Source organism: Oricola thermophila (assembly GCF_013358405.1).
Taxonomy (GTDB): Bacteria; Pseudomonadota; Alphaproteobacteria; order Rhizobiales; family Rhizobiaceae; genus Oricola; species Oricola thermophila.
Map to the genome: position 1 here is coordinate 1,847,992 of NZ_CP054836.1, position 18,293 is coordinate 1,866,284.

Sequence of the window (18,293 nt, forward strand, 5' to 3'; positions counted from 1 at the left end):
TTGGGCAGCGGCCGGCCGGAGTCGCGCAGGACGCGCGCGTCGCCGTCGACCCTCAGGCCACCCTGCGTAATGATCGGGAATTCGGCTTCAAACTCAAGGGAATTGCGGTCGATAGCGGTCATGGGACGCCTCGTTTCATGACGGACTTGATCGGCTGCGTCAGTTCGCGAACTGCGGCAGCCAGAGGAAGACTTGCGGGAAGAAGATAACGAGGATCGCCACTGTCAGCTGGATCAACGTAAAGGGCATGACCTCGCCGACTATGTCGCCGACACGCAGACCCGATATTCCGCAGGCGACAAAGAGAAGCGTTCCAACCGGCGGTGTCAGCATTCCGACGATCAACGTCAGGATGAAAACCAGCGCAAAGTGCAACTGGTCGACGCCGTATACGGCGGCGATCGGCGCGAAGATCGGCACCAGCATGACGTAGGCGGCCGTCGACTCCATGAACATGCCGACGACAACGAGCATGCCGAAGACCAGAAGAAGGAATGTCTGCGGGTCTTCGGTCAGCGACTGGATCAGCTCGCTCAGCTTGTTGGGCATCTGATCGATGGAGAAAATGAAGGTTACCGTAGATGCCGCTGCGATGATGATCGTCACCACCCCCGTCGTCATGCCTGCATTCAGCATAGCCGAGGGAAAGTCCGAGATTTTCAGTTCGCGCGTATAGAAGAGCCCGATGGCCGCGGCCATGACGACCGCAATGGCACCACCCTCGGTTGCCGTGAAGACTCCGCCGATGATGCCTCCGATCACCACGATCGGAACCAGCAGAACCGGCAGCGCCCGGGTGCATTCGCGCCGGATCGCCGACCAGCGGACAGGATCTCCGGAAAGCGGATAGCCGCGACGCCAGGATGTCAGCGCCACGTACAGCGCCATGGACAGGGCGATGATGACGGCAGGCAGGACACCTCCGAGAAAAAGCTCGGGGATCGAGATGCCGGGACCGGCGATGGATGCATAGACAATCATTGCCGTGCTCGGCGGCAGGATAGGTCCGAGATTCCCGCATGCCGCAATCAGCGCCGCGCCGAATGGCCGGCTGTAGGTCTGCGACAAGGGCTTCATGAGCGCGGACCCCAGAGCGGCCGCATCCGCAACCGCTGTGCCGGAAACGGAGGCAAGGCCCAGTCCCGAGGCGATGGTGACATGCCCCACGCCGCCGTGAACCCGTCCGACCAGCGTGTTCGCGGCACGGATGGCCAGGTTGACGACTCCGCCCTTCACCATCAACTCGCCGGCCAGCATAAAAAAGGGAATGGCGAGGAGCGGGAAGGAATTGATGGCGAACATCATTTTCGAGGCCAGCACCTCTATCGGGAGCTGCGCCAGGTAGAAGCCCGTCAGGCCTGCGGTCCCGAAGGCGAAGGCCAGCGGGATCCCCAGGATGCATGCAAGGAAGAAGATGACGGCGACGATGAGACTCATTTGATCACTCGAATTCGACGGTGCGTTCCTTACGCTCGCCATGGATGAAACCCACCACGAGATGCAGCAGGGAATGAGCGGCGCCCATGGCCACCGGCACGAAAAACCACGAGACCGCCAAGGGAAGGCTCAGCATCGACTCGTTCGCGCGCTCCCGGATGCAGATCACGGCACTGACCAAAAGCGTGCCCATGAGGACGCCGACCACGATCAGGCCGCCGCGATAGACCATGCGCCTGGCCGTGGGGCCGAGCTTTGCCTCGAGGCTCGTGATCGCGACATGCATTCCACGGCCGATGGCAAGGGACATGACGAGGAAGGTGACCCAGACAAAGCCCAAGCGGCTGAGTTCATTCACGAACATCAGGGAGTGCCGCAGCCCGTACCGGGCTACGACATCCGCGGTGACTGACACCACGATCAGGCAGACGCAGATCGTAATGAGGGCCTGAAATACCCTGTCGATGAATGCCAGCGTCGCGACCATGCCGGCTACTTCACCGCCTGCACGGCCTCGACGAAGGCGCTGACCGTGTCATGGCCAAGCGTTTCGCCGATCTGCTCATAGACGGGCTGCGTCGCGACGCGGAACGCTTCGCGCTGTTCGTCCGTCAGTTCGGTCACTTCCATGCCGCTGGCCTTGAGGGCATCAAGGTTCTTCTGGTCCTCTTCGGCCGCCAGCTTGCGTTGTTCCAGCGTCGCAAGGCGCCCGGCTTCCCGGATCGCCTGCTGATCGTCGGGCGAAAATCCGTCCATCATCTTTTTCGACACGGCGAAGACAAGGATGTCGTAGAAATGCCCGCTGTCGGTCAGGTACTTCTGGTTCGCCTCGTAGAGCTGGAAAGTATTGATGACCGAATAGGGGTTCTCCTGGCCGTCCATGACGCCCTGACGCAAGGCGGCGAATGTCTCGCTCCAATCGATGTTGACGGTGCTGGCGCCGAGCTGCTCGAAGGTCGCCACGTGCACGGGGTTTTTCTGCAGACGGATTTTCAGCCCGGCAAGATCCTCGGGCTTCTTGATGGGCCGGACCGAATTGGTCAGGTTGCGGAACCCAAGTTCCATGAAGCCGAGCACCTCGAGCCCATTCTCTTCGAACTCGGCTTTGAGCCCGTCGCCGAAGGGGCCGTCGAGAACCGCGAAGGCCTGATCCCTGCTGTTAAACACGAAGGGCAGGTTGGTGACGCCCAGTTCCGGCACCTGGGCATTGAAATAGGCGGACGACACGAAGACACCGAAGTTGATCCCGCTCTGCGCCTGGTTGATCATCTCGGTCGCCTGCCCGAGTTCGCTGTTGGGAAATACGCTGACTGAGTGGTCGGTATGGGATTCGACATAGTCGGCAAAGACTGAACTGAGGGCGCGCGAACTGGAATGCGGGTCGCCAAAGCCCGAGGCAAGCCTGAGGTCGGCGGCCTGAACGGCGCTGCCGGTCGAGGCCGACAGGACGGCCGCCAGCGCGATTGCGGAAAATTTCAGCTTGGTCATGATCTTGATCTCCTGTTTGGGTACGAATTGATCGGGGTCGGCGCTTGGTGCCTTTGAAAGCCGGAGTCGTCGGAGGTTGACGGCACCAACGGGGTTATCCGTCTGCTCGGCAAGCCGGTTGCGCTTGCCAGAATTGTCAGGGTCGTTTCGTTCAACCGCCCGCCCCCCCGCGTGAAGCGACGAGCAGGGGAACGAGCGCCGCAATGTCGTCGAGGGTCTCGATCCGGTCGACGGCAGCGATGACGGATTCACCGACCTCCGCGGAGAGACCGGCCGCCCTGCCCCAGCACCGGCGGAACTTGTCGAGGTTCTCCTCGCGGGTCAGCGGATTGTTGTAGTGGCCGTAGACGGAGTCTACCGTGACCGCATGTTCCGCACCGGATTTCAGACGCACCCGTATCGTCTGCGGCGCCATTGCGCTGTTGCTGGGGTTGCCGTCCTGCCGCAAGGTAATACGGGCCGCCAGCGCGTGTGTCCGCGGATCGGTCAGCCGGTCGCCCAGGAACTCTTCGACATCTACCTTGCCGTGGACGAGATAGGTTGCCGCCACGAAGGGCAGGCACAGCTTGGCATAATTCGGCGTCGGCTCCGGGACGTCAGGCCGCCCGACCAGACGGTTGACCAAGCCGGGAGCGTCGCAGGTGACATCCTCGACGTCATCGGCCGAGAAACCGGCCTCCCGCTGCAGCCGCATGAGACCGTCGATAACGCCATGGGTCAGTCGGCCCGAGGGGAACGGCTTGTGCGACATGCGTTCGATCTGGAACGCCTCTTCGAGTTCACGAAGGCCATGAGCGATATCGACCCCCACGCCTTCGTAAAGCTTGAAGAAACCGTAGCGACCGGTCAGCACGTCGGCAGGGCCGAGGATTCCCTCCGCCGCGAAATCACATGACGCGATCGCAGCGCGGGCATTGAAGCCAACCTGCATGCCCAGCAGCGGCGATCCCTCGACATGGGGCTGCAGCGTTCCCGAACTCTGCCCGTACTGGTTGCCCAGCGTCCGGATCGCTGTATCGGAGTCGAAACCCGCGATCCTCGCAAGGGCTGCCGCCGCGCCCATCCCGCCCGCCGTCGCCGGACGGAAGAACTGCGTCGGCCCCGTCGCCGACTTGCCCAGGAACACGGAGACGTCGATGCCCATTATGAGCGCGGCCAGGAAATCCCTGCCGTGGACCGGAGCGCCCCGCCTAGCGCTGCGCTCGCAATAGGCCATGAGCGAGGAAAGTATGGTGGCGAAAGGATGAAGAACGGCCTCTTCGCTCAAGCAGTCGAATTCCAGGCTGTGGATCTGGTAGGCATTCACGAAGGCCGCGGCGGTTGCCGGCAACCGTTCACCGCTGACCCAGACCGTGGCATCGTCACCGCTGCCCCAGCTCGAAGCCACCTTTATGATCCGCTCGATTCGGTATCCGTTGCAGCCGGCAACGCCGACGCCGAGCGTATCGAGAAGGAAGGTCTTGCCCTTTTCTATCGTCCGTTCCGAGAAATCGTCGAACCGGGTTGAGAGCACCCGGTCAACGAGCCATGGCAATGGGTTTTCCTGGGTGCTCAACTGGCGTCCATCCTATTCCAAAGGGCACGCCCGAACAGGCCGGCGCCCAAGGTGGTCCGACCGAAACTCGCTGGCGGAACGACCGCCGGAAGCTCGGGTACGATTTATTGTTTGCATTCGTATGCAAGCCGTATATGCCCGACATGTCAATGAATATTTCGCAACAAAATTTCCAATCTTTCCGGAAGAAGCGGCTCTCGTGGAAATTTGTCCGCCGCCATGGCATCGGAACAACAGCGCGTCGATTGCCATGGAAGGCGCGGCCCATCAGGGTTCCCGGGTCAGCAGGCGGCTCCGCACTTATGCGGGAGAATCCGCCTTGCCATCGTTCATGCGGCCCGTCCCCTTGCCGGCAAGATCTACCGGTCGCGGCCGACGCAAATGCCGACCGCCATGCCGTCTCCGGAGGCCATAGCGCGGCCGGTCCGGGCTGCCGTCGCCGGCGCTGGCACCTTGCCCGCATGGACGCAGGCAACCGAAGCGACGCATACGGTTGCAACGAGGCAAGAGCGCTTCCGCGAGGTGGTATCCAATGCGTCGCCGCCGCAGGCGGGCCCGATTTCGCGGACGCTCGTGCGACGCGATTCGCCTGTCGGCCCCGCTGTCCGCGTTCGCGGTGTGCAGGTCTTCCGAGAAGTGGTTTCGAATGCGCCCGAACCGCAAACCACATCTCGCAATCCAATCGAGGAGGGCAGCCAAGGCACGGCGCTTGGAGGTATGATCAGGGCGGTCAGTTCTCGAGCCAATCCGGCGGTTCCCCGCGCTCAGACATTCGTCGCTGCCGCTTTGCGAGCGTCGGCGGCAGCTGACCGAGAGTTCGCGCTTTCGGGCGAAGCGGCCGCGATGCTGCTCGCGGATGCAGATCCTGATACCGGGCGACAGGTTGCGGCGCTGCAAAGCTGTGCGATGTAGGGTAGGTGATACGAGCCACCCGCAACGCGGTTCAGTCGTATGGGCAAACGATTACCCAAACGAAGGTCGTTTGCTGGCCCTAACGGCATTTTCCGGAACGTGGACGGTGTGCTCAATGTCCGACCTTGGAACGCGGCGAAAACTTTTCGCGCTGCCTTCAACTGTACTTTCCCAAGCAATTTCAGATAGATCCTCGAGATCCGTGTATCGGTTGGTGTACACGACCGTGTATTGTTCATCCGGCGGTGTCGGCCCAGTTATCGCCGGGAATGCGGGAATTGGCCAGGTATGGGGGAGAGTCCCTTGCTGTCCGCCATTTGCTTTTGCACTCTCCGTCATCACGGAGTCCCGCGTTTCTGTCTCATATTTGATCCCTACAAAGGGGCTGCAATGAGACGAAATTAATCCGCCGTCTGTCCGGCCGGACTTGCCTTTGGACCGGAGGCGGTACGCCGCGGAAAGCCCGGCATGATTGTCAGCGACAACGGCACGGAACTGACCTCCAACGCCATCCTGCGATAGTCATCCGAGCATAAGGTCGGATGGCATCAGATCGCGCCAGGCAAGCTCATGCAGAACGGCTTCGTCGAGAGTTTCAACGGCCTGATGCGCGACGAGCTGCTCAATGAGACCATGTTTCGCAATCTGGCTCACGCGCGCGTCATGATCACGGCTTGGGCTGCCGCCTACAACACCGAACGCCCGCATTCGGCTTTGGACTTTCAGACGCCGGTCGACTACGCGCGCACCCTGACACCGCAATCGCCCGCCCCGCTGCGCATGATGCGAGAGCTTCGCGCGTCGGGCGATTGCTCAACTTGCGCCGATCGGCGTAAACATCAACCAGACTCAAATCGCGGCTGGATGAAGTTTCACTGCAGGTCAATGGTCGCACGATGATCGGCGAGACTATGCTCGCCCCTACCTGAATATCAACGACAATGAGGAATTCCTCCTGCCGCCGGCGACAGGCTTCAAGCTTGCGTCGAAAAGAGTGGGGCAGACGAACGCGGTTCCGGGATTGATGGTCTGCACGTAATTCATTGCCGGAGGCACCCGGAAAACCGGGATGCTCCAAAAGGCCGTCCGGAGCGCAAACGGCCCCGGGCGGCAAATTTGATACTACTGCCAGGACTTGATCAGCTCATCATAGGAGACGGTCTGGCCCTGCGGCTTTTCGTTGTCGAGCTTCGCCTTGGGAGCTCCCGGAGCGGCAAGCCACTCGGCGGGATCCTTCGGCTCGTTGAGCTTGGGACCGAGATCGCCCTGCACACCGGCGCGCTCGAGCCTTTCGAGCACCTTTTCCTGCGCCTCGCAAAGCGCGTCGAGGGCTTCCTGCGGTGTCTTGGCACCCGACATGGCGTCGCCGATGTTCTGCCACCAGAGCTGCGCCAACTTCGGATAGTCCGGCACGTTGGTGCCCGTCGGCGACCACTGGACGCGGGCCGGTGAACGGTAGAACTCGACCAGACCGCCGAGCTTGGGGGCCCGCTCGGTGAAGCTCTTGTCCTGGATGGTGGATTCGCGGATGAAGGTCAGGCCGACATGGCTCTTCTTCACATCCACGGTCTTTGAGGTGACGAACTGGGCATAGAGCCAGGCCGCCTTGGCGCGATCGACAGGGGTCGATTTCATCAACGTCCAGGAACCGGCATCCTGATATCCGATCTTGGTGCCCTCGGACCAGTATGCGCCATGCGGCGACGGCGCCATGCGCCATTTCGGCGTGCCGTCGTCATTCATCACAGGCAGGCCTTCCTTTACCATGTCGGCAGTGAAGGCCGTGTACCAGAACATTTGCTGGGCGATCTCGCCCTGCGCCGGGACGGGGCCCGCCTCGGAGAAGGTCATGCCGGCTGCTGCCGGCGGCGAGTATTTCTGCAGCCATTCGATCGCCTTGGTCACCGCATAGACGGCGGCCGGCGAGTTGGTGGCGCCACCGCGGGCGACGCAGGAGCCGACCGGTTGCGACTTCTCGTTGACGCGAATGCCCCACTCGTCGACCGGCAGGCCGTTCGGCTCGCCCTTGTCGCCCATTCCGGCCATCGACATCCATGCGTCGGTGTAGCGCCAGCCGAGCGAGGGGTCCTTCTTACCGTAGTCCATGTTGCCATAAACCTTGGTCGGACCGCCGATATAGGACATGTCACGCCCGGTGAAGAACTCGGCAATGTCCTCATAGGCAGACCAGTTGACCGGCACGCCAAGCTCGTAGCCGTATTTCTCCTTGAAGTCGGCCTTTGTCTTCTCATCGTTGAACCAGTCGTATCGGAACCAGTAGAGGTTCGCGAACTGCTGGTCGGGCAGCTGGTAGATCTTTCCGTCGGGTCCGGTAGTGAACTTGATGCCGATGAAATCATCGATATCCAGGCCCGGGTTGGTGACGTCCTTGCCCTCGCCTTCCATCCAGTCGGTCAGGTTGCGGGCCTGCTGGTACCGCCAGTGGGTGCCGATCAAGTCAGAGTCGTTGATATAGGCGTCATAGATGTTCTCGCCCGACTGCATCTGCGTCTGCAGCTTTTCCACCACGTCGCCTTCGCCGATCAGGTCATGCGTGACCTTGATGCCGGTGATGGCGCTAAATGCCGGGGCCAGCACCTTGGATTCGTACTCATGGGTTGTGATGGTTTCAGACACCACCTTGATTTCCATGCCCTGGAACGGCTTGGCGGCATCAATGAACCACTGCATTTCCGCTTCCTGGTCCGCCCGCGACAGCGTGGACAGTTCGCCGATTTCGCTGTCGAGAAATGCCCTGGCTTCATCCATGCCGGCCCAAGCGGGACCGGCCATCACGCCTGCCATCAGCGCAAGCGCGGTTGTCGTTTTCAAGTAGAGCTTCATATGGTCCTCCCAATATTAGAAGCGGTTTCGAAATTCGCGACCCGGCGCACGATCGAGGTGCGTCGGGCAGCAAGCTTCACATCTGCTCATACCCAGCGGAAAACCGCGGCGGCATAAAGCAGGCAGACGATCAACGCTCCCCACTGGGGAAGGCTGACCAGGGCAAGCCAGGCAAGGTTTATGAAGGCCGAGCCCAGCAATGTGATGAAAAGGCGGTCGCCGCGCGTCGTCTCGATGCGCAGGATCCCGACGCGCGGCGATTCCGGATAACGGATCGCCAGTATCGAAAAGACCGCCAGCAGTGACGCGATCACGGCGAAGAAGATCGCAGTCGGTACGGTCCAGGCCATCCAGTCCATGATGTTACTCCCTGTTTCCGCTCATACCCGCCCGAGCGCGAAGCCCTTGGCGATGTAGTTGCGGACGAAATAGATCACGAGCGCGCCGGGAACGATGGTCAGTACGCCAGCGGCGGCGAGCACGCCCCAGTCGAGCCCCGACGCGGAAACGGTGCGTGTCATCGTGGCCGCGATCGGCTTGGCGTTGACGCTGGTCAGCGTGCGACTGAGTAGCAGTTCCACCCATGAGAACATGAAGCAGAAGAAGGCGGTGACGCCGATTCCCGAGGCGATCAGCGGCATGAAGATCCGGGTGAAGAAGCGGCCGAAGGAATAGCCGTCGATATAGGCTGTTTCGTCGATTTCCTTGGGCACGCCGCGCATGAAGCCTTCGAGGATCCAGACGGCCAGCGGTACGTTGAACAGGCAATGGGCAAGCGCCACGGCGATATGCGTGTCGAACAGGCCGACCGACGAATAGAGCTGGAAAAATGGCAGGGCGAAGACCGCCGGCGGCGCCATCCGGTTGGTCAGCAGCCAGAAGAACAGGTGCTTGTCGCCCATGAAGGAATAGCGCGAGAAGGCATAGGCGGCGGGCAGGGCCACGGTTATCGAGATCAGCGTGTTGATCACGACATAGATCAGCGAATTCACGTAGCCCATGTACCAGGACGAATCCGTCAGGATCGTTAGGTAATTGGCGAAGGTCAGGTCGCGCGGCCACAGCGAGAAGGTCGACAGGATTTCCTGGTTGTCCTTCAGGCTCATGTTGAGCAGCCAGTAGATCGGCAGCAGCAGGAACACGAGATAGACTGTCATCACGACAGCGGCCCTGTTGATCCGTGGAAGAGTCCGGGCCCGGGCGGGTCTCTTGGTCAACACGGCATCGGTCATCACACGCCATCCCTTTTTTCGAGGTTGGTCATCACTGTGTAGAACACCCAGCAGATCAGCAGGATCACCAGGAAGTACATGATCGAGAAGGCCGCGGCGGGGCCCAGGTCGAACTGGCCGAGCGCCATCTTGACGAGGTCGATCGACAGGAATGTCGTCGAGTTGCCGGGCCCGCCGCCGGTGACGACGAAGGGCTCGGTATAGATCATGAAACTGTCCATGAAGCGCAGCAGGATCGCGATCATCAGCACGCCCTGCATCTTCGGCAGTTCGATATAGCGGAACACCGCCCAGCGGCTGGCCTGGTCGATCTTGGCGGCCTGGTAGTAGGCGCCGGGGATCGATTGCAGCCCGGCATAGGCGAGCAGCGCGACCAGCGAGGTCCAGTGCCAGACATCCATGACGATCACGGTGGCCCAGGCGGCAAGCACGTTCTGGGTGTAGTTGTAGGAAATCCCCAGCCGGTCCAACGTGTAGCCCAGCAGGCCGATGTCGACGCGGCCGAAAATCTGCCAGATCGTACCCACCACGTTCCACGGGATCAGCAGCGGCAGCGCCATCAGCACCAGGCAGACCGAGGCCCAGAAGCCGCGCTTGGGCATGCTCAGCGCGACCAGGATGCCTAGCGGCACCTCGATGGCCAGGATGACGGCGGAGAAGAACAGCTGGCGCCCCAGCGCATTCCACATGCGCTCGGAATGCAGCATCTCGTCGAACCACTCGAGGCCGGCCCAGAAGAACTGGTTGTTGCCGAACGTGTCCTGCACCGAGTAGTTCACCACGGTCATCAGCGGAATGACGGCGGAGAAGGCGACCAGCACCAGCACCGGCAGGACGAGGAACCAGGCTTTCTGGTTGACGGTCTTTTCCATCAGGCAGCCTCCCCCGTCACGCGCCAGTCATTGGCGTAGACATTGACCCGCGCCGGATCGAAGACGACGCGCGTCATGTCCGCGTCGATCGCTTCGCCTTCCTTCGCAATGATGTTGATGTCCCTTCCGAAGAATTCAGCCCGCACGATCTTGTGCCGGCCAACATCCTCGACCCGGCGGATGCGCACGGGCAGACCGACCTTGCTGGACAGTTTTGCGTATTCCGGCCGGACGCCGATAACGACGTCGCCGTCGATCTTACCGTAAGTCTGGGCAAGCTCGATCAGCGATCCCTCGACGTGTGCCTTGTTGCCTTCTATGCGGGCCGGAATGATGTTCATGCCCGGCGAACCGATGAAATAGCCGACGAATGTGTGTTCGGGCCGCTCGAACAGCTCCTCCGGCGTGCCGATCTGCACGACGCGGCCGTCATACATCACCACCACCTTGTCGGCGAAGGTCAGCGCCTCGGTCTGGTCGTGCGTGACATAGATCATGGTGTGGCCGAACTCGCGATGCAGCGACTTGAGCTGCGTGCGCAGCTCCCACTTCATGTGCGGATCGATCACGGTCAGCGGCTCGTCGAACAGGAGCGCGTTGACGTCCTCGCGCACCATGCCACGCCCGAGCGAAATCTTCTGCTTGGCATCGGCGGTCAGCCCGCGCGCCTTGTGGTCGAGCTCAGCTTCCATGCCGATCATGTGGGCGATCTTGCCGACGCGCTCGGCAATATAGGCGGCGTCCGCTTTTCGGTTCTTGAGCGGAAAGGCCAAGTTCTGCCAAACGGTCATGGTGTCGTAGACTACCGGGAACTGGAACACCTGGGCGATGTTGCGTTCGGCCGTGGGCGAGTTCGTGACGTCGCGGTCGTTGAACAGGACGCGGCCCTGACTGGGTCTCAGCAGGCCGGAAATGATGTTGAGCAGCGTTGTCTTGCCGCAGCCCGACGAGCCGAGCAGCGCATACGCCTCGCCGTCATTCCACTCGTGGTTCAGTTCCTTGAGCGCGAAATCCTCCTCGCCTTTCGGGTTCGGAAGGTAAGAATGCGCAAGGTTGTCCAGCGTTATCTTTGCCATGGTTCCTCCCTCAGGCCGCAATCGCGTAGGCGGCGGGCACGACCAGCCGGCCATCTTCGGCGAAAATGTAGACGTGGGACGGATCGAGATAGACCTCAATCTGCTGGCCGAGTGGCAGGTCGTGGACACCGTGGATCAACCCGACCCATTTCTCGCCATGGTGGGACAGGTGAATGAAGGTTTCCGAACCGGTAATCTCCGTGACGTTGAGCAGCGCCGTGAACTTCATCGCATCGGCGGTGTGTTGGACGATCTCCACATGGTTCGGGCGGAAGCCCGCCACGTAGCGGCCGTCGGCCAGTTCCTGCAATTTTCCGGCAGCGACCACCGACTGTCCGTCACCGAACAACAGCTTGTTACCGGTCTTGGAGATGCTCAGGAAATTCATTGGCGGGTCGGAAAAGACCCGTGCCGTCGTTGCATCTACCGGTTTGCGATAGACGTCCGGCGTCGGTCCGAATTGCGTGATGCGGCCTTGCCAAAGCGCCGCCGTGTTGCCGCCGAGCAGCAGGGCCTCTTCGGGCTCGGTGGTGGCGTAGACGAAGATTGCGCCGGACTCCTCGAAGATCTTCGGGATCTCGACACGCAGTTCCTCGCGCAGCTTGTAGTCGAGGTTGGCGAGCGGTTCGTCCAGCAGGACCAGCCCGGCATTCTTCACCAGCGCCCGCGCGAGCGCACAGCGCTGCTGTTGGCCGCCTGACAGTTCCAGCGGTTTGCGCGAAAGCATCGGAGTGAGTTTCATCATGTCCGCGGTCGCCTTGACAGCGGCGTCGATCTCCGATGCACTCTTGCCCATGAGCCTCAGCGGGCTGGCAATGTTGTCGTAGACCGTCATGGACGGGTAGTTGATGAACTGCTGGTAGACCATGGCGACATTGCGGTCCTGTACGCGCATGCCGGTCACATCCTCGCCATGCCACAGGACGCGGCCGGTCGACGGCTTGTCGAGGCCGGCCATCAGGCGCATGAGCGAGGTCTTGCCCGCCAATGTCGGTCCCAGCAGCACATTCATGGTGCCATTCCGCAGTTCCAGGCTCGTGGGATGGATATGCGTTTGCGCGCCGACCACTTTCGAAACACCATCCAGGACCAGTGTCATTCTTCCTCTCCTCCCCAACCTATTCGGCCGCCGCCGGCTTGCCGCTTGTCAGGCGATGGCGCATCCAATTGTCGAGGTTGTCGATTTCGCCGGCGCTCATGCGCAGGCCAAGCTTGCTGCGGCGCCACACGATGTCTTCGGCGGTTCGGGCGTATTCCCGATCCATCAGCCATTCGACCTCGCGTTCAGTCAGCGTGGCGCCGAAAGACTGCCCCAGATCTTCAATGCCCTTGGCATCGCCCAGGACCGTGAAGGCTTCCGTACCATAGGCCCGCACCAGCCTTCCCGAATGGTACTCGCCAAGGAAGGGATATGAGGCAGTCAGTCTTTTCTTCAAGGCATCGACACCCTCGACCGGGAAATCGCCGCCCGGAAGGGGTACGCGCGCCGTCCATGCGGATGAAAGGCCCGGAAACCATGGCGCAATCTTCTCCATGGCGCTTTCGGCAAGCCGCCGATAGGTCGTGATCTTGCCGCCAAAGACATTGAGAACGGGTGCGCCGCCATCGTCATTTACTGTCAGCGTGTAGTCGCGTGTCGCCGCCGTGGCCGAACTTGCGCCGTCATCATAGAGCGGCCGGACGCCGGAATAGGTCCACACGATGTCGTCCCGGGTAACCGGGCGCTTGAAATAGCGTGAGGCGAAAGCGCACAGATAGTCCTGCTCCTCCGGCGTACATTCCGGTTTCACAGAAGGATCCGGATGGTCCTGGTCGGTGGTGCCAATCAGGGTGAAATCGGTTTCATAGGGGATCGTGAAAATGATCCGGCCGTCCTCGCCCTGGAGGAAGTAGCACTTGTCGTGGTTGTACAGCCTGCGCGTGACGATATGGCTGCCGCGAACCAGGCGGATCCCCTCGTTCGAATCGAGATGCGCCTTGGTGCGGATGATGTCACCGACCCATGGGCCGCCCGCATTGACGAGGACGCGCGCCCTAATTTCCCTTTGTACCCCGGTTGCTTCGTCTTCGACCGTCACCGTCCAGTGGTCTTGCGTCCGCTCCGCTGAAACGACCTTCGTTCGCACCAGAATTCGGGCGCCGCGGGCTTGTGCGTCGCGAGCGTTAAGGACGACGAGGCGCGAATCTTCCACCCAGCAGTCAGAATATTCATATGCCTTACGGAACTCGCATTTCAGCGGCTTTCCTTCCGGCGCGGTCGACAGGTCCAGGGTCGACGTACCGGGCAGGATTTGGCGTCCGCCGAGATTGTCATAGAGGAACAGGCCGAGCCGGATCATCCACGCCGGACGCCGCCCTTTCATCCATGGCATGATCGCGTTGAGCACCTTCGACGCAGGTGTTTCCGTGTCGAAGCGCATGGCGTCGTTATAGGGCAGGATGAAGCGCATCGGCCAGCTAATATGGGGCATCGCGCGCAGCAGGATCTCGCGCTCGACGAGCGCCTCGCGCACCAGCCGCACCTCGAAATATTCGAGATAACGCAGACCGCCATGAAACAGTTTGGTCGAGGCTGAGGAGGTCGCCGATGCAAGATCGTTCATTTCAGCCAAGACAACGGACAGTCCGCGACCGGCGGCATCGCGCGCGATGCCGCACCCATTGATGCCGCCACCGATCACCATGAGATCGTAGAGGGTGCTGGTTTCCTGCGATCGCGGCACACGGGCCTCCATGAACGCAAAATACGCCTGCGCGAAAACAAGACTAGGTGAAACGCTCAGAAATGAAAAGAAATGATTTTCGTTATTGTTCGAAGATGGATAGGCTATTGATGTTATTTGATTTTCAGATTTCTTCTTGTGGAAATCTAAGAATCGAATGCGACATGACACCGGATCCAAACGTTTCAATCCGGTGACATGTTTGAAATCGAACATAGATTGACATCGTTCGTACATAAACGGAAATTGCGTTCCGGTCGGTGCCGGGTTATGGCCGGCCGCGAGGGAAAGACGCGCCCGCATGTCCCAGAGTTTTCGCCAGAACGAAATTCTCGAAATCGCCAGGCGCGACGGCCGGGTGACTGTCGACGGACTGGCGGAACATTTCGCTGTCACGCAGCAGACGATCAGGCGCGATCTGAGCGAGCTTTCCGATGCGGGCCGGCTTGAACGGGTTCATGGCGGTGCCATGTTGCCCTCGGGCACAATCAATATCGGCTACGAACACCGGCGCGGCCTGTACGAGGCGGAGAAGTCGCGCATCGCCGAAGCGTGTGCCGCACGCATACCCGAGGATGTGTCAATCTTTCTAAATATCGGAACCAGTACCGAGGCGGTGGCGCGGCAGCTGGTGCATCACCGCAATCTGCTGGTGGTGACCAACAACATCAACGTGGCCAATATCCTGGCGGTCAACCGAGACTGCCAAGTCATCGTGACCGGCGGAACTCTAAGGCGTTCCGATGGGGGCCTAATCGGCAACCTGGCAACGCAGACGATCGTGCAGTTCAAGTTCGACCTCGCTGTGGTCGGCTGCTCGGCGATCGACCAAGACGGCGATTTGCTGGATTTCGACATTCAAGAAGTCAATGTCAGCAAATCAATTCTCAAGCAGGCGCGACGGACCCTATTGGTGGCCGACCATTCCAAGTTTCAGAGGACCGCGCCTGGCCGTATCGCGTCGCTTGCGGAGATTGACGCATTTTTCACCGACAGGCCGATCACGGAAACGCTTCACGACAAATGCGACGAATGGGGAACCGAGGTCATTGTCGCTCCTGAAAGCACCTGAGCGATCTGGTGGGAAAAGATATGTCCAACCGATTGCTTGCTATAATCTAGGGCAGAATGCAGGCTCGGCACGAAACGGCGGTCTTCGTCGAGCGGGTCCGTTTCCGACTTCGCGGGCGCATTGTCAGTGGCTGGCACAACCGTCGAGGCGTGATCGGAAACACTCGTGGTTTCCATGTCACCACCGCCCAGCGAGTACAGCTTTCCGGCATCCGGAACCGATGGCGCACTGACGGGCTCCGGCTGCCGTTCAAACTGCCTCGGAAAACTTTTCCGCGGCCCGGCGGCATCGGTTTCCTGTTTCCGTGACACTGTCGTCATCAGCCTGTCGACACGGCGTTGCGCGATCAGGTCGGCATTCTCCCTGACGATCGGGTTGCCGTCCCCGCCTCTGGCGATCTCGCGCCCGAGCTCCACCAGGCCTTTCCAAGCCTTTGAGCGAACCTCTTCCTCCGGCGTCATCGGGGCAACGGGCTGCGAGACAACCGCACGCGCCATTTCGAACGCGCCCTTCATCTCGATGGCCGCGTCCCGGCCCTCCGGCGTGAGATAAAAAGGCAGTTCCGATCCGCCTTCGTCAGCCTTGTCCTTATCGATATCCCTTTCGTCCATCCGTCTTGCCCGCAAACGTTCGAAGCACGCCCGGGCTTCGGCCGCCAGCAGGTCGGCCATGTAGCGCACTCGGCGTGCCGGGCAGGCGCCGAGGCTTATTCTCAGTGACGGCGTGCCGCGCCCGCCTCCGAGATCCTTCGGTATCCTGATCTGGAAAATGTAAACGGAACCTGAGCGCACGAGGTAAGGACCAGGGGCCTTCCTGCCCGCACGGCGGCGCGATTTCCCGCCATCGGCCTCCTTGCGCGATACACGGGACGATACACCGCGCGATACACCGACATCTCCTGCCATGGCAAAATGCTCCCGAAACGAGCGGCAGGGCCTGAAATCGACCGAAAATGCGGGATTCCGTGATGACGGAGAGTGCAAAAACAGATGGCGGAGAGGAAGGGATTCGAACCCTCGAGACGGGTTACCGCCTACTCCCTTAGCAGGGGAGCGCCTTCGACCACTCGGCCACCTCTCCGCGGACTTCGCCCGTAACATGATTCAGAGGCCTGTCCAAGAGTTTTTGAGGCTCGTGCGCGAGCCGGCACAGGATCTGCGGTGCAGGCGATCTTGACAGCGGCGCGCGCAAGCGCTTGCTGGCAATGCGAAAATCCGGAGACGCCCATGCCGAAAGCCAATCCCCTAGTCGCCTCCCTGCCTGCCACCACTCCCTTTGTCGGTCCGGAACGGCTCGAACGCGAGAACGGTCGCCCGTTCCGTGCGCGTCTCGGCGCCAACGAGTGCAATTTCGGCTGCTCGCCCGGGGCAATCGCCGCCATGGACAAGGCGGCTCGCGACGAGGTGTGGAAATATTGCGACCCCGAGATCCACGAGCTGCGCGCCGCGCTGGCACGCCATCTCGGGGTGTCGGCGGACGAGATCGTGGTCGGCGCGGGCATCGACAACCTGCTCGGCCTCACCGTGCGCATCTTTTCCGATTCCGGCGGCGCGATCGTCACCTCGGCGGGCGCCTATCCGACGTTCAACTACCACGTCGCGGGTTACGGACGCCGTCTCGTGACCGTGCCCTACTGCGACGACAAGGAGGACCTCGACGCGCTCGCTAGCGCCGCGAACCGCGAGAACGCGAAGATCGTCTATCTCTCCAATCCGGACAATCCGATGGGGACGTGGTGGAGCGGGGCGGCAATCGAGGCCTTTATGGACGCATTACCGGCAGAAACGCTGCTGATCCTCGACGAGGCCTATGGCGAACTGGCGCCGGAAAGCGCCCTGCCCGCCATCGACACGGGCCGGGGCAACGTCCTGCGCATGCGCACATTCTCCAAGGCCTACGGGCTCGCGGGCCTGCGCGTCGGATACCTGTTCGGGCCGGCGGAGCTGTGCGCCGAGTACCACAAGGTGCGCGACCATTTCGGCGTCAACACGATGGCCCAGCATGCCGCGATCGCCGCGCTCGCCGACCGCCAATGGCTGGCCCAGGTGACGATGCAGGTCGAGGCGGCGCGCAAGCACATCGCGGCCATCGGCACCGCGAACGGCCTGCATCCCCTGCCCTCGGCCACCAATTTCGTGACGCTCGACTGCGGCCGCGACGGCGAGCATGCGACCCGCATCCTGAACGAGCTGAACGCCCGCGGCGTCTTCATCCGAAAGCCGGGCGGGCCGGGCATAGACCGTTGCATACGCGTCAGCTGCGGCCTGCCGCACGAGCTCGATCATTTCGAGGCAATGCTGCCGGAGGCACTGAAGGCCGCCGGATAATTGCCGCGACGCATTGCGCAACCGGTCGGAAAGGGCCTATTTTGCTGCAATGCAAAAAGAACCCGAAGCGACACCGGAACCAACCGCGGAGCGCGATCTCAAGGGCATCGACCCGACGCGATCGCGCCACAGCCTGGCCGAGGACATTTTCGCGCTTGTCGTCGGCACCTCCCTGGTCGCCTTCGGCGTGTTCCTCTACCAGCAGGCATCGCTGGTGCTCGGCGGACTGGCAGGCGTCGCGCTGATCCTCGACTACCTGACGCCGTTCGATTTCGGCGCCATCTTCTTCGCCATCAACCTGCCGTTCTACCTGTTCGGCATCGGCTCTCTCGGCTGGCGCTACATCCTGCGCACATTCGCCGCCGTCACGCTCATGTCCGCAATGATCCGGCTCCTGCCGTCGGGCATCTCGATCGTCGAGATACATCCGCTGGTCGCATCGATCGCGGGCGGCGCCATGATCGGCCTCGGCCTGCTCGCCCTGTTCCGCCACGGCGCCGGGCTGGGCGGCGTCAACATTCTTGTCGCCTTCCTGCAGGAACGCCTCGGCCTGCGAGCAGGCTACGTGCAGCTGGGCATCGACCTGATGATCCTGGCGGCGGGCGCACTGGTCGTATCGCCGACGGAACTGGCCTGGTCGGTCGCCGGCGCGGTCGTCTTCAACATGATCCTCGGGGTCAACCACAAGCCGGGCCGATACATGGCTTTCAGCTGAGGCCCGCCTTGCACGGGACGTGACGCCCCAAACGGCGGAA

General features: G+C 61.5%; 15 protein-coding genes, 1 tRNA gene and 2 pseudogenes. 4 read left to right on the forward strand and 14 right to left on the reverse strand.

Annotation, left to right across the window (positions count from 1 at the left end):
- Window positions 1–23: 23 nt before the first annotated feature.
- The 5 genes and pseudogenes from HTY61_RS19695 to HTY61_RS08970 all read right to left on the reverse strand — a co-directional run.
- Window positions 24–122 (reverse strand): annotated as a pseudogene (locus HTY61_RS19695) (hypothetical protein); the annotation flags it as partial.
- A 37-nt stretch (window positions 123–159) separates the two neighbouring features.
- Window positions 160–1,437, reverse strand: coding sequence for a TRAP transporter large permease (locus HTY61_RS08955; RefSeq protein WP_175276463.1), 1,278 nt, complete (start codon window positions 1,435–1,437; stop codon window positions 160–162).
- A 4-nt stretch (window positions 1,438–1,441) separates the two neighbouring features.
- Window positions 1,442–1,924, reverse strand: coding sequence for a TRAP transporter small permease (locus HTY61_RS08960; protein WP_175276464.1), 483 nt, complete (start codon window positions 1,922–1,924; stop codon window positions 1,442–1,444).
- A 5-nt stretch (window positions 1,925–1,929) separates the two neighbouring features.
- Window positions 1,930–2,925 carry a TRAP transporter substrate-binding protein gene (locus tag HTY61_RS08965; RefSeq protein ID WP_175276465.1) on the reverse strand — a complete coding sequence of 332 codons (996 nt, stop codon included), beginning with the start codon at window positions 2,923–2,925 and terminating at the stop codon, window positions 1,930–1,932.
- Window positions 2,926–3,076: 151 nt separating this feature from the next.
- Window positions 3,077–4,459 (reverse strand): MmgE/PrpD family protein, encoded by a 1,383-nt coding sequence (locus HTY61_RS08970; RefSeq protein ID WP_175276466.1) that lies wholly within the window; start codon window positions 4,457–4,459, stop codon window positions 3,077–3,079.
- A gap of 1,383 nt (window positions 4,460–5,842) precedes the next feature.
- Here HTY61_RS08970 and HTY61_RS08975 point away from each other — a divergent pair.
- A pseudogene (locus tag HTY61_RS08975) lies at window positions 5,843–6,260 on the forward strand (integrase core domain-containing protein); the annotation flags it as partial.
- Window positions 6,261–6,514: 254 nt separating this feature from the next.
- Here HTY61_RS08975 and HTY61_RS08980 read toward each other — a convergent pair.
- The 7 genes from HTY61_RS08980 to glpD form a co-directional block, all read right to left on the reverse strand.
- Window positions 6,515–8,236 carry an ABC transporter substrate-binding protein gene (locus tag HTY61_RS08980; protein WP_175276467.1) on the reverse strand — a complete coding sequence of 574 codons (1,722 nt, stop codon included), beginning with the start codon at window positions 8,234–8,236 and terminating at the stop codon, window positions 6,515–6,517.
- A gap of 86 nt (window positions 8,237–8,322) precedes the next feature.
- Window positions 8,323–8,595 carry a DUF2160 domain-containing protein gene (locus tag HTY61_RS08985; protein ID WP_175276468.1) on the reverse strand — a complete coding sequence of 91 codons (273 nt, stop codon included), beginning with the start codon at window positions 8,593–8,595 and terminating at the stop codon, window positions 8,323–8,325.
- A 21-nt stretch (window positions 8,596–8,616) separates the two neighbouring features.
- The gene (locus HTY61_RS08990) at window positions 8,617–9,393 is read right to left on the reverse strand and encodes a carbohydrate ABC transporter permease (protein ID WP_197945413.1); all 777 of its coding nucleotides are present in this window, start codon (window positions 9,391–9,393) and stop codon (window positions 8,617–8,619) included.
- 74 nt (window positions 9,394–9,467) lie between these two features.
- Complete coding sequence (locus HTY61_RS08995; protein WP_175276470.1) at window positions 9,468–10,340, reverse strand: carbohydrate ABC transporter permease; 873 nt, start codon at window positions 10,338–10,340, stop codon at window positions 9,468–9,470.
- Window positions 10,340–11,416, reverse strand: a complete 1,077-nt coding sequence (locus HTY61_RS09000) for an ABC transporter ATP-binding protein (protein ID WP_175276471.1) — start codon at window positions 11,414–11,416, stop codon at window positions 10,340–10,342. Before HTY61_RS09000 ends, HTY61_RS08995 begins: the two co-directional genes overlap by 1 nt.
- 10 nt (window positions 11,417–11,426) lie before the next feature.
- On the reverse strand, window positions 11,427–12,515 hold the full coding sequence (locus tag HTY61_RS09005; protein WP_175276472.1) for an ABC transporter ATP-binding protein: 1,089 nt from the start codon (window positions 12,513–12,515) through the stop codon (window positions 11,427–11,429).
- 19 nt (window positions 12,516–12,534) lie between these two features.
- Window positions 12,535–14,151 carry a glycerol-3-phosphate dehydrogenase gene (glpD, locus tag HTY61_RS09010; RefSeq protein WP_175278491.1) on the reverse strand — a complete coding sequence of 539 codons (1,617 nt, stop codon included), beginning with the start codon at window positions 14,149–14,151 and terminating at the stop codon, window positions 12,535–12,537.
- 289 nt (window positions 14,152–14,440) lie between these two features.
- Between glpD and HTY61_RS09015 the strand changes: the two genes are divergently transcribed.
- Complete coding sequence (locus HTY61_RS09015; RefSeq protein WP_175276473.1) at window positions 14,441–15,211, forward strand: DeoR/GlpR family DNA-binding transcription regulator; 771 nt, start codon at window positions 14,441–14,443, stop codon at window positions 15,209–15,211.
- Here HTY61_RS09015 and HTY61_RS09020 read toward each other — a convergent pair.
- Together HTY61_RS09020 and HTY61_RS09025 are read right to left on the reverse strand one after the other, a co-directional pair.
- On the reverse strand, window positions 15,154–16,116 hold the full coding sequence (locus tag HTY61_RS09020) for a DUF6538 domain-containing protein (RefSeq protein ID WP_175276474.1): 963 nt from the start codon (window positions 16,114–16,116) through the stop codon (window positions 15,154–15,156). The genes HTY61_RS09015 and HTY61_RS09020 overlap by 58 nt on opposite strands.
- Window positions 16,117–16,201: 85 nt before the next feature.
- Window positions 16,202–16,291, reverse strand: a tRNA-Ser gene (locus HTY61_RS09025).
- A 146-nt stretch (window positions 16,292–16,437) separates the two neighbouring features.
- Between HTY61_RS09025 and HTY61_RS09030 the strand changes: the two genes are divergently transcribed.
- On the forward strand, window positions 16,438–17,538 hold the full coding sequence (locus HTY61_RS09030) for a pyridoxal phosphate-dependent aminotransferase (protein WP_175276475.1): 1,101 nt from the start codon (window positions 16,438–16,440) through the stop codon (window positions 17,536–17,538).
- Window positions 17,539–17,587: 49 nt separating this feature from the next.
- Window positions 17,588–18,253, forward strand: coding sequence for a YitT family protein (locus HTY61_RS09035; protein ID WP_175276476.1), 666 nt, complete (start codon window positions 17,588–17,590; stop codon window positions 18,251–18,253).
- The last annotated feature ends 40 nt before the right edge of the window (window positions 18,254–18,293 follow it).

Excerpts from the sequence above, each read along its gene's own strand:
- HTY61_RS08955 (WP_175276463.1), bottom strand. The coding sequence starts at position 1,437 with ATGAGTCTCATCGTCGCCGTCATCTTCTTCCTTGCATGCATCCTGGGG.
- HTY61_RS08960 (WP_175276464.1), bottom strand. The coding sequence starts at position 1,924 with ATGGTCGCGACGCTGGCATTCATCGACAGGGTATTTCAGGCCCTCATT.
- HTY61_RS08965 (WP_175276465.1), bottom strand. The coding sequence starts at position 2,925 with ATGACCAAGCTGAAATTTTCCGCAATCGCGCTGGCGGCCGTCCTGTCG.
- HTY61_RS08980 (WP_175276467.1), bottom strand. The coding sequence starts at position 8,236 with ATGAAGCTCTACTTGAAAACGACAACCGCGCTTGCGCTGATGGCAGGC.
- HTY61_RS08985 (WP_175276468.1), bottom strand. The coding sequence starts at position 8,595 with ATGGACTGGATGGCCTGGACCGTACCGACTGCGATCTTCTTCGCCGTG.
- HTY61_RS08990 (WP_197945413.1), bottom strand. The coding sequence starts at position 9,393 with ATGACAGTCTATCTCGTGTTCCTGCTGCTGCCGATCTACTGGCTGCTC.
- HTY61_RS08995 (WP_175276470.1), bottom strand. The coding sequence starts at position 10,340 with ATGGAAAAGACCGTCAACCAGAAAGCCTGGTTCCTCGTCCTGCCGGTG.
- HTY61_RS09000 (WP_175276471.1), bottom strand. The coding sequence starts at position 11,416 with ATGGCAAAGATAACGCTGGACAACCTTGCGCATTCTTACCTTCCGAAC.
- HTY61_RS09005 (WP_175276472.1), bottom strand. The coding sequence starts at position 12,515 with ATGACACTGGTCCTGGATGGTGTTTCGAAAGTGGTCGGCGCGCAAACG.
- glpD (WP_175278491.1), bottom strand. The coding sequence starts at position 14,151 with ATGGAGGCCCGTGTGCCGCGATCGCAGGAAACCAGCACCCTCTACGAT.
- HTY61_RS09015 (WP_175276473.1), top strand. The coding sequence starts at position 14,441 with ATGTCCCAGAGTTTTCGCCAGAACGAAATTCTCGAAATCGCCAGGCGC.
- HTY61_RS09020 (WP_175276474.1), bottom strand. The coding sequence starts at position 16,116 with ATGGCAGGAGATGTCGGTGTATCGCGCGGTGTATCGTCCCGTGTATCG.
- HTY61_RS09030 (WP_175276475.1), top strand. The coding sequence starts at position 16,438 with ATGCCGAAAGCCAATCCCCTAGTCGCCTCCCTGCCTGCCACCACTCCC.
- HTY61_RS09035 (WP_175276476.1), top strand. The coding sequence starts at position 17,588 with ATGCAAAAAGAACCCGAAGCGACACCGGAACCAACCGCGGAGCGCGAT.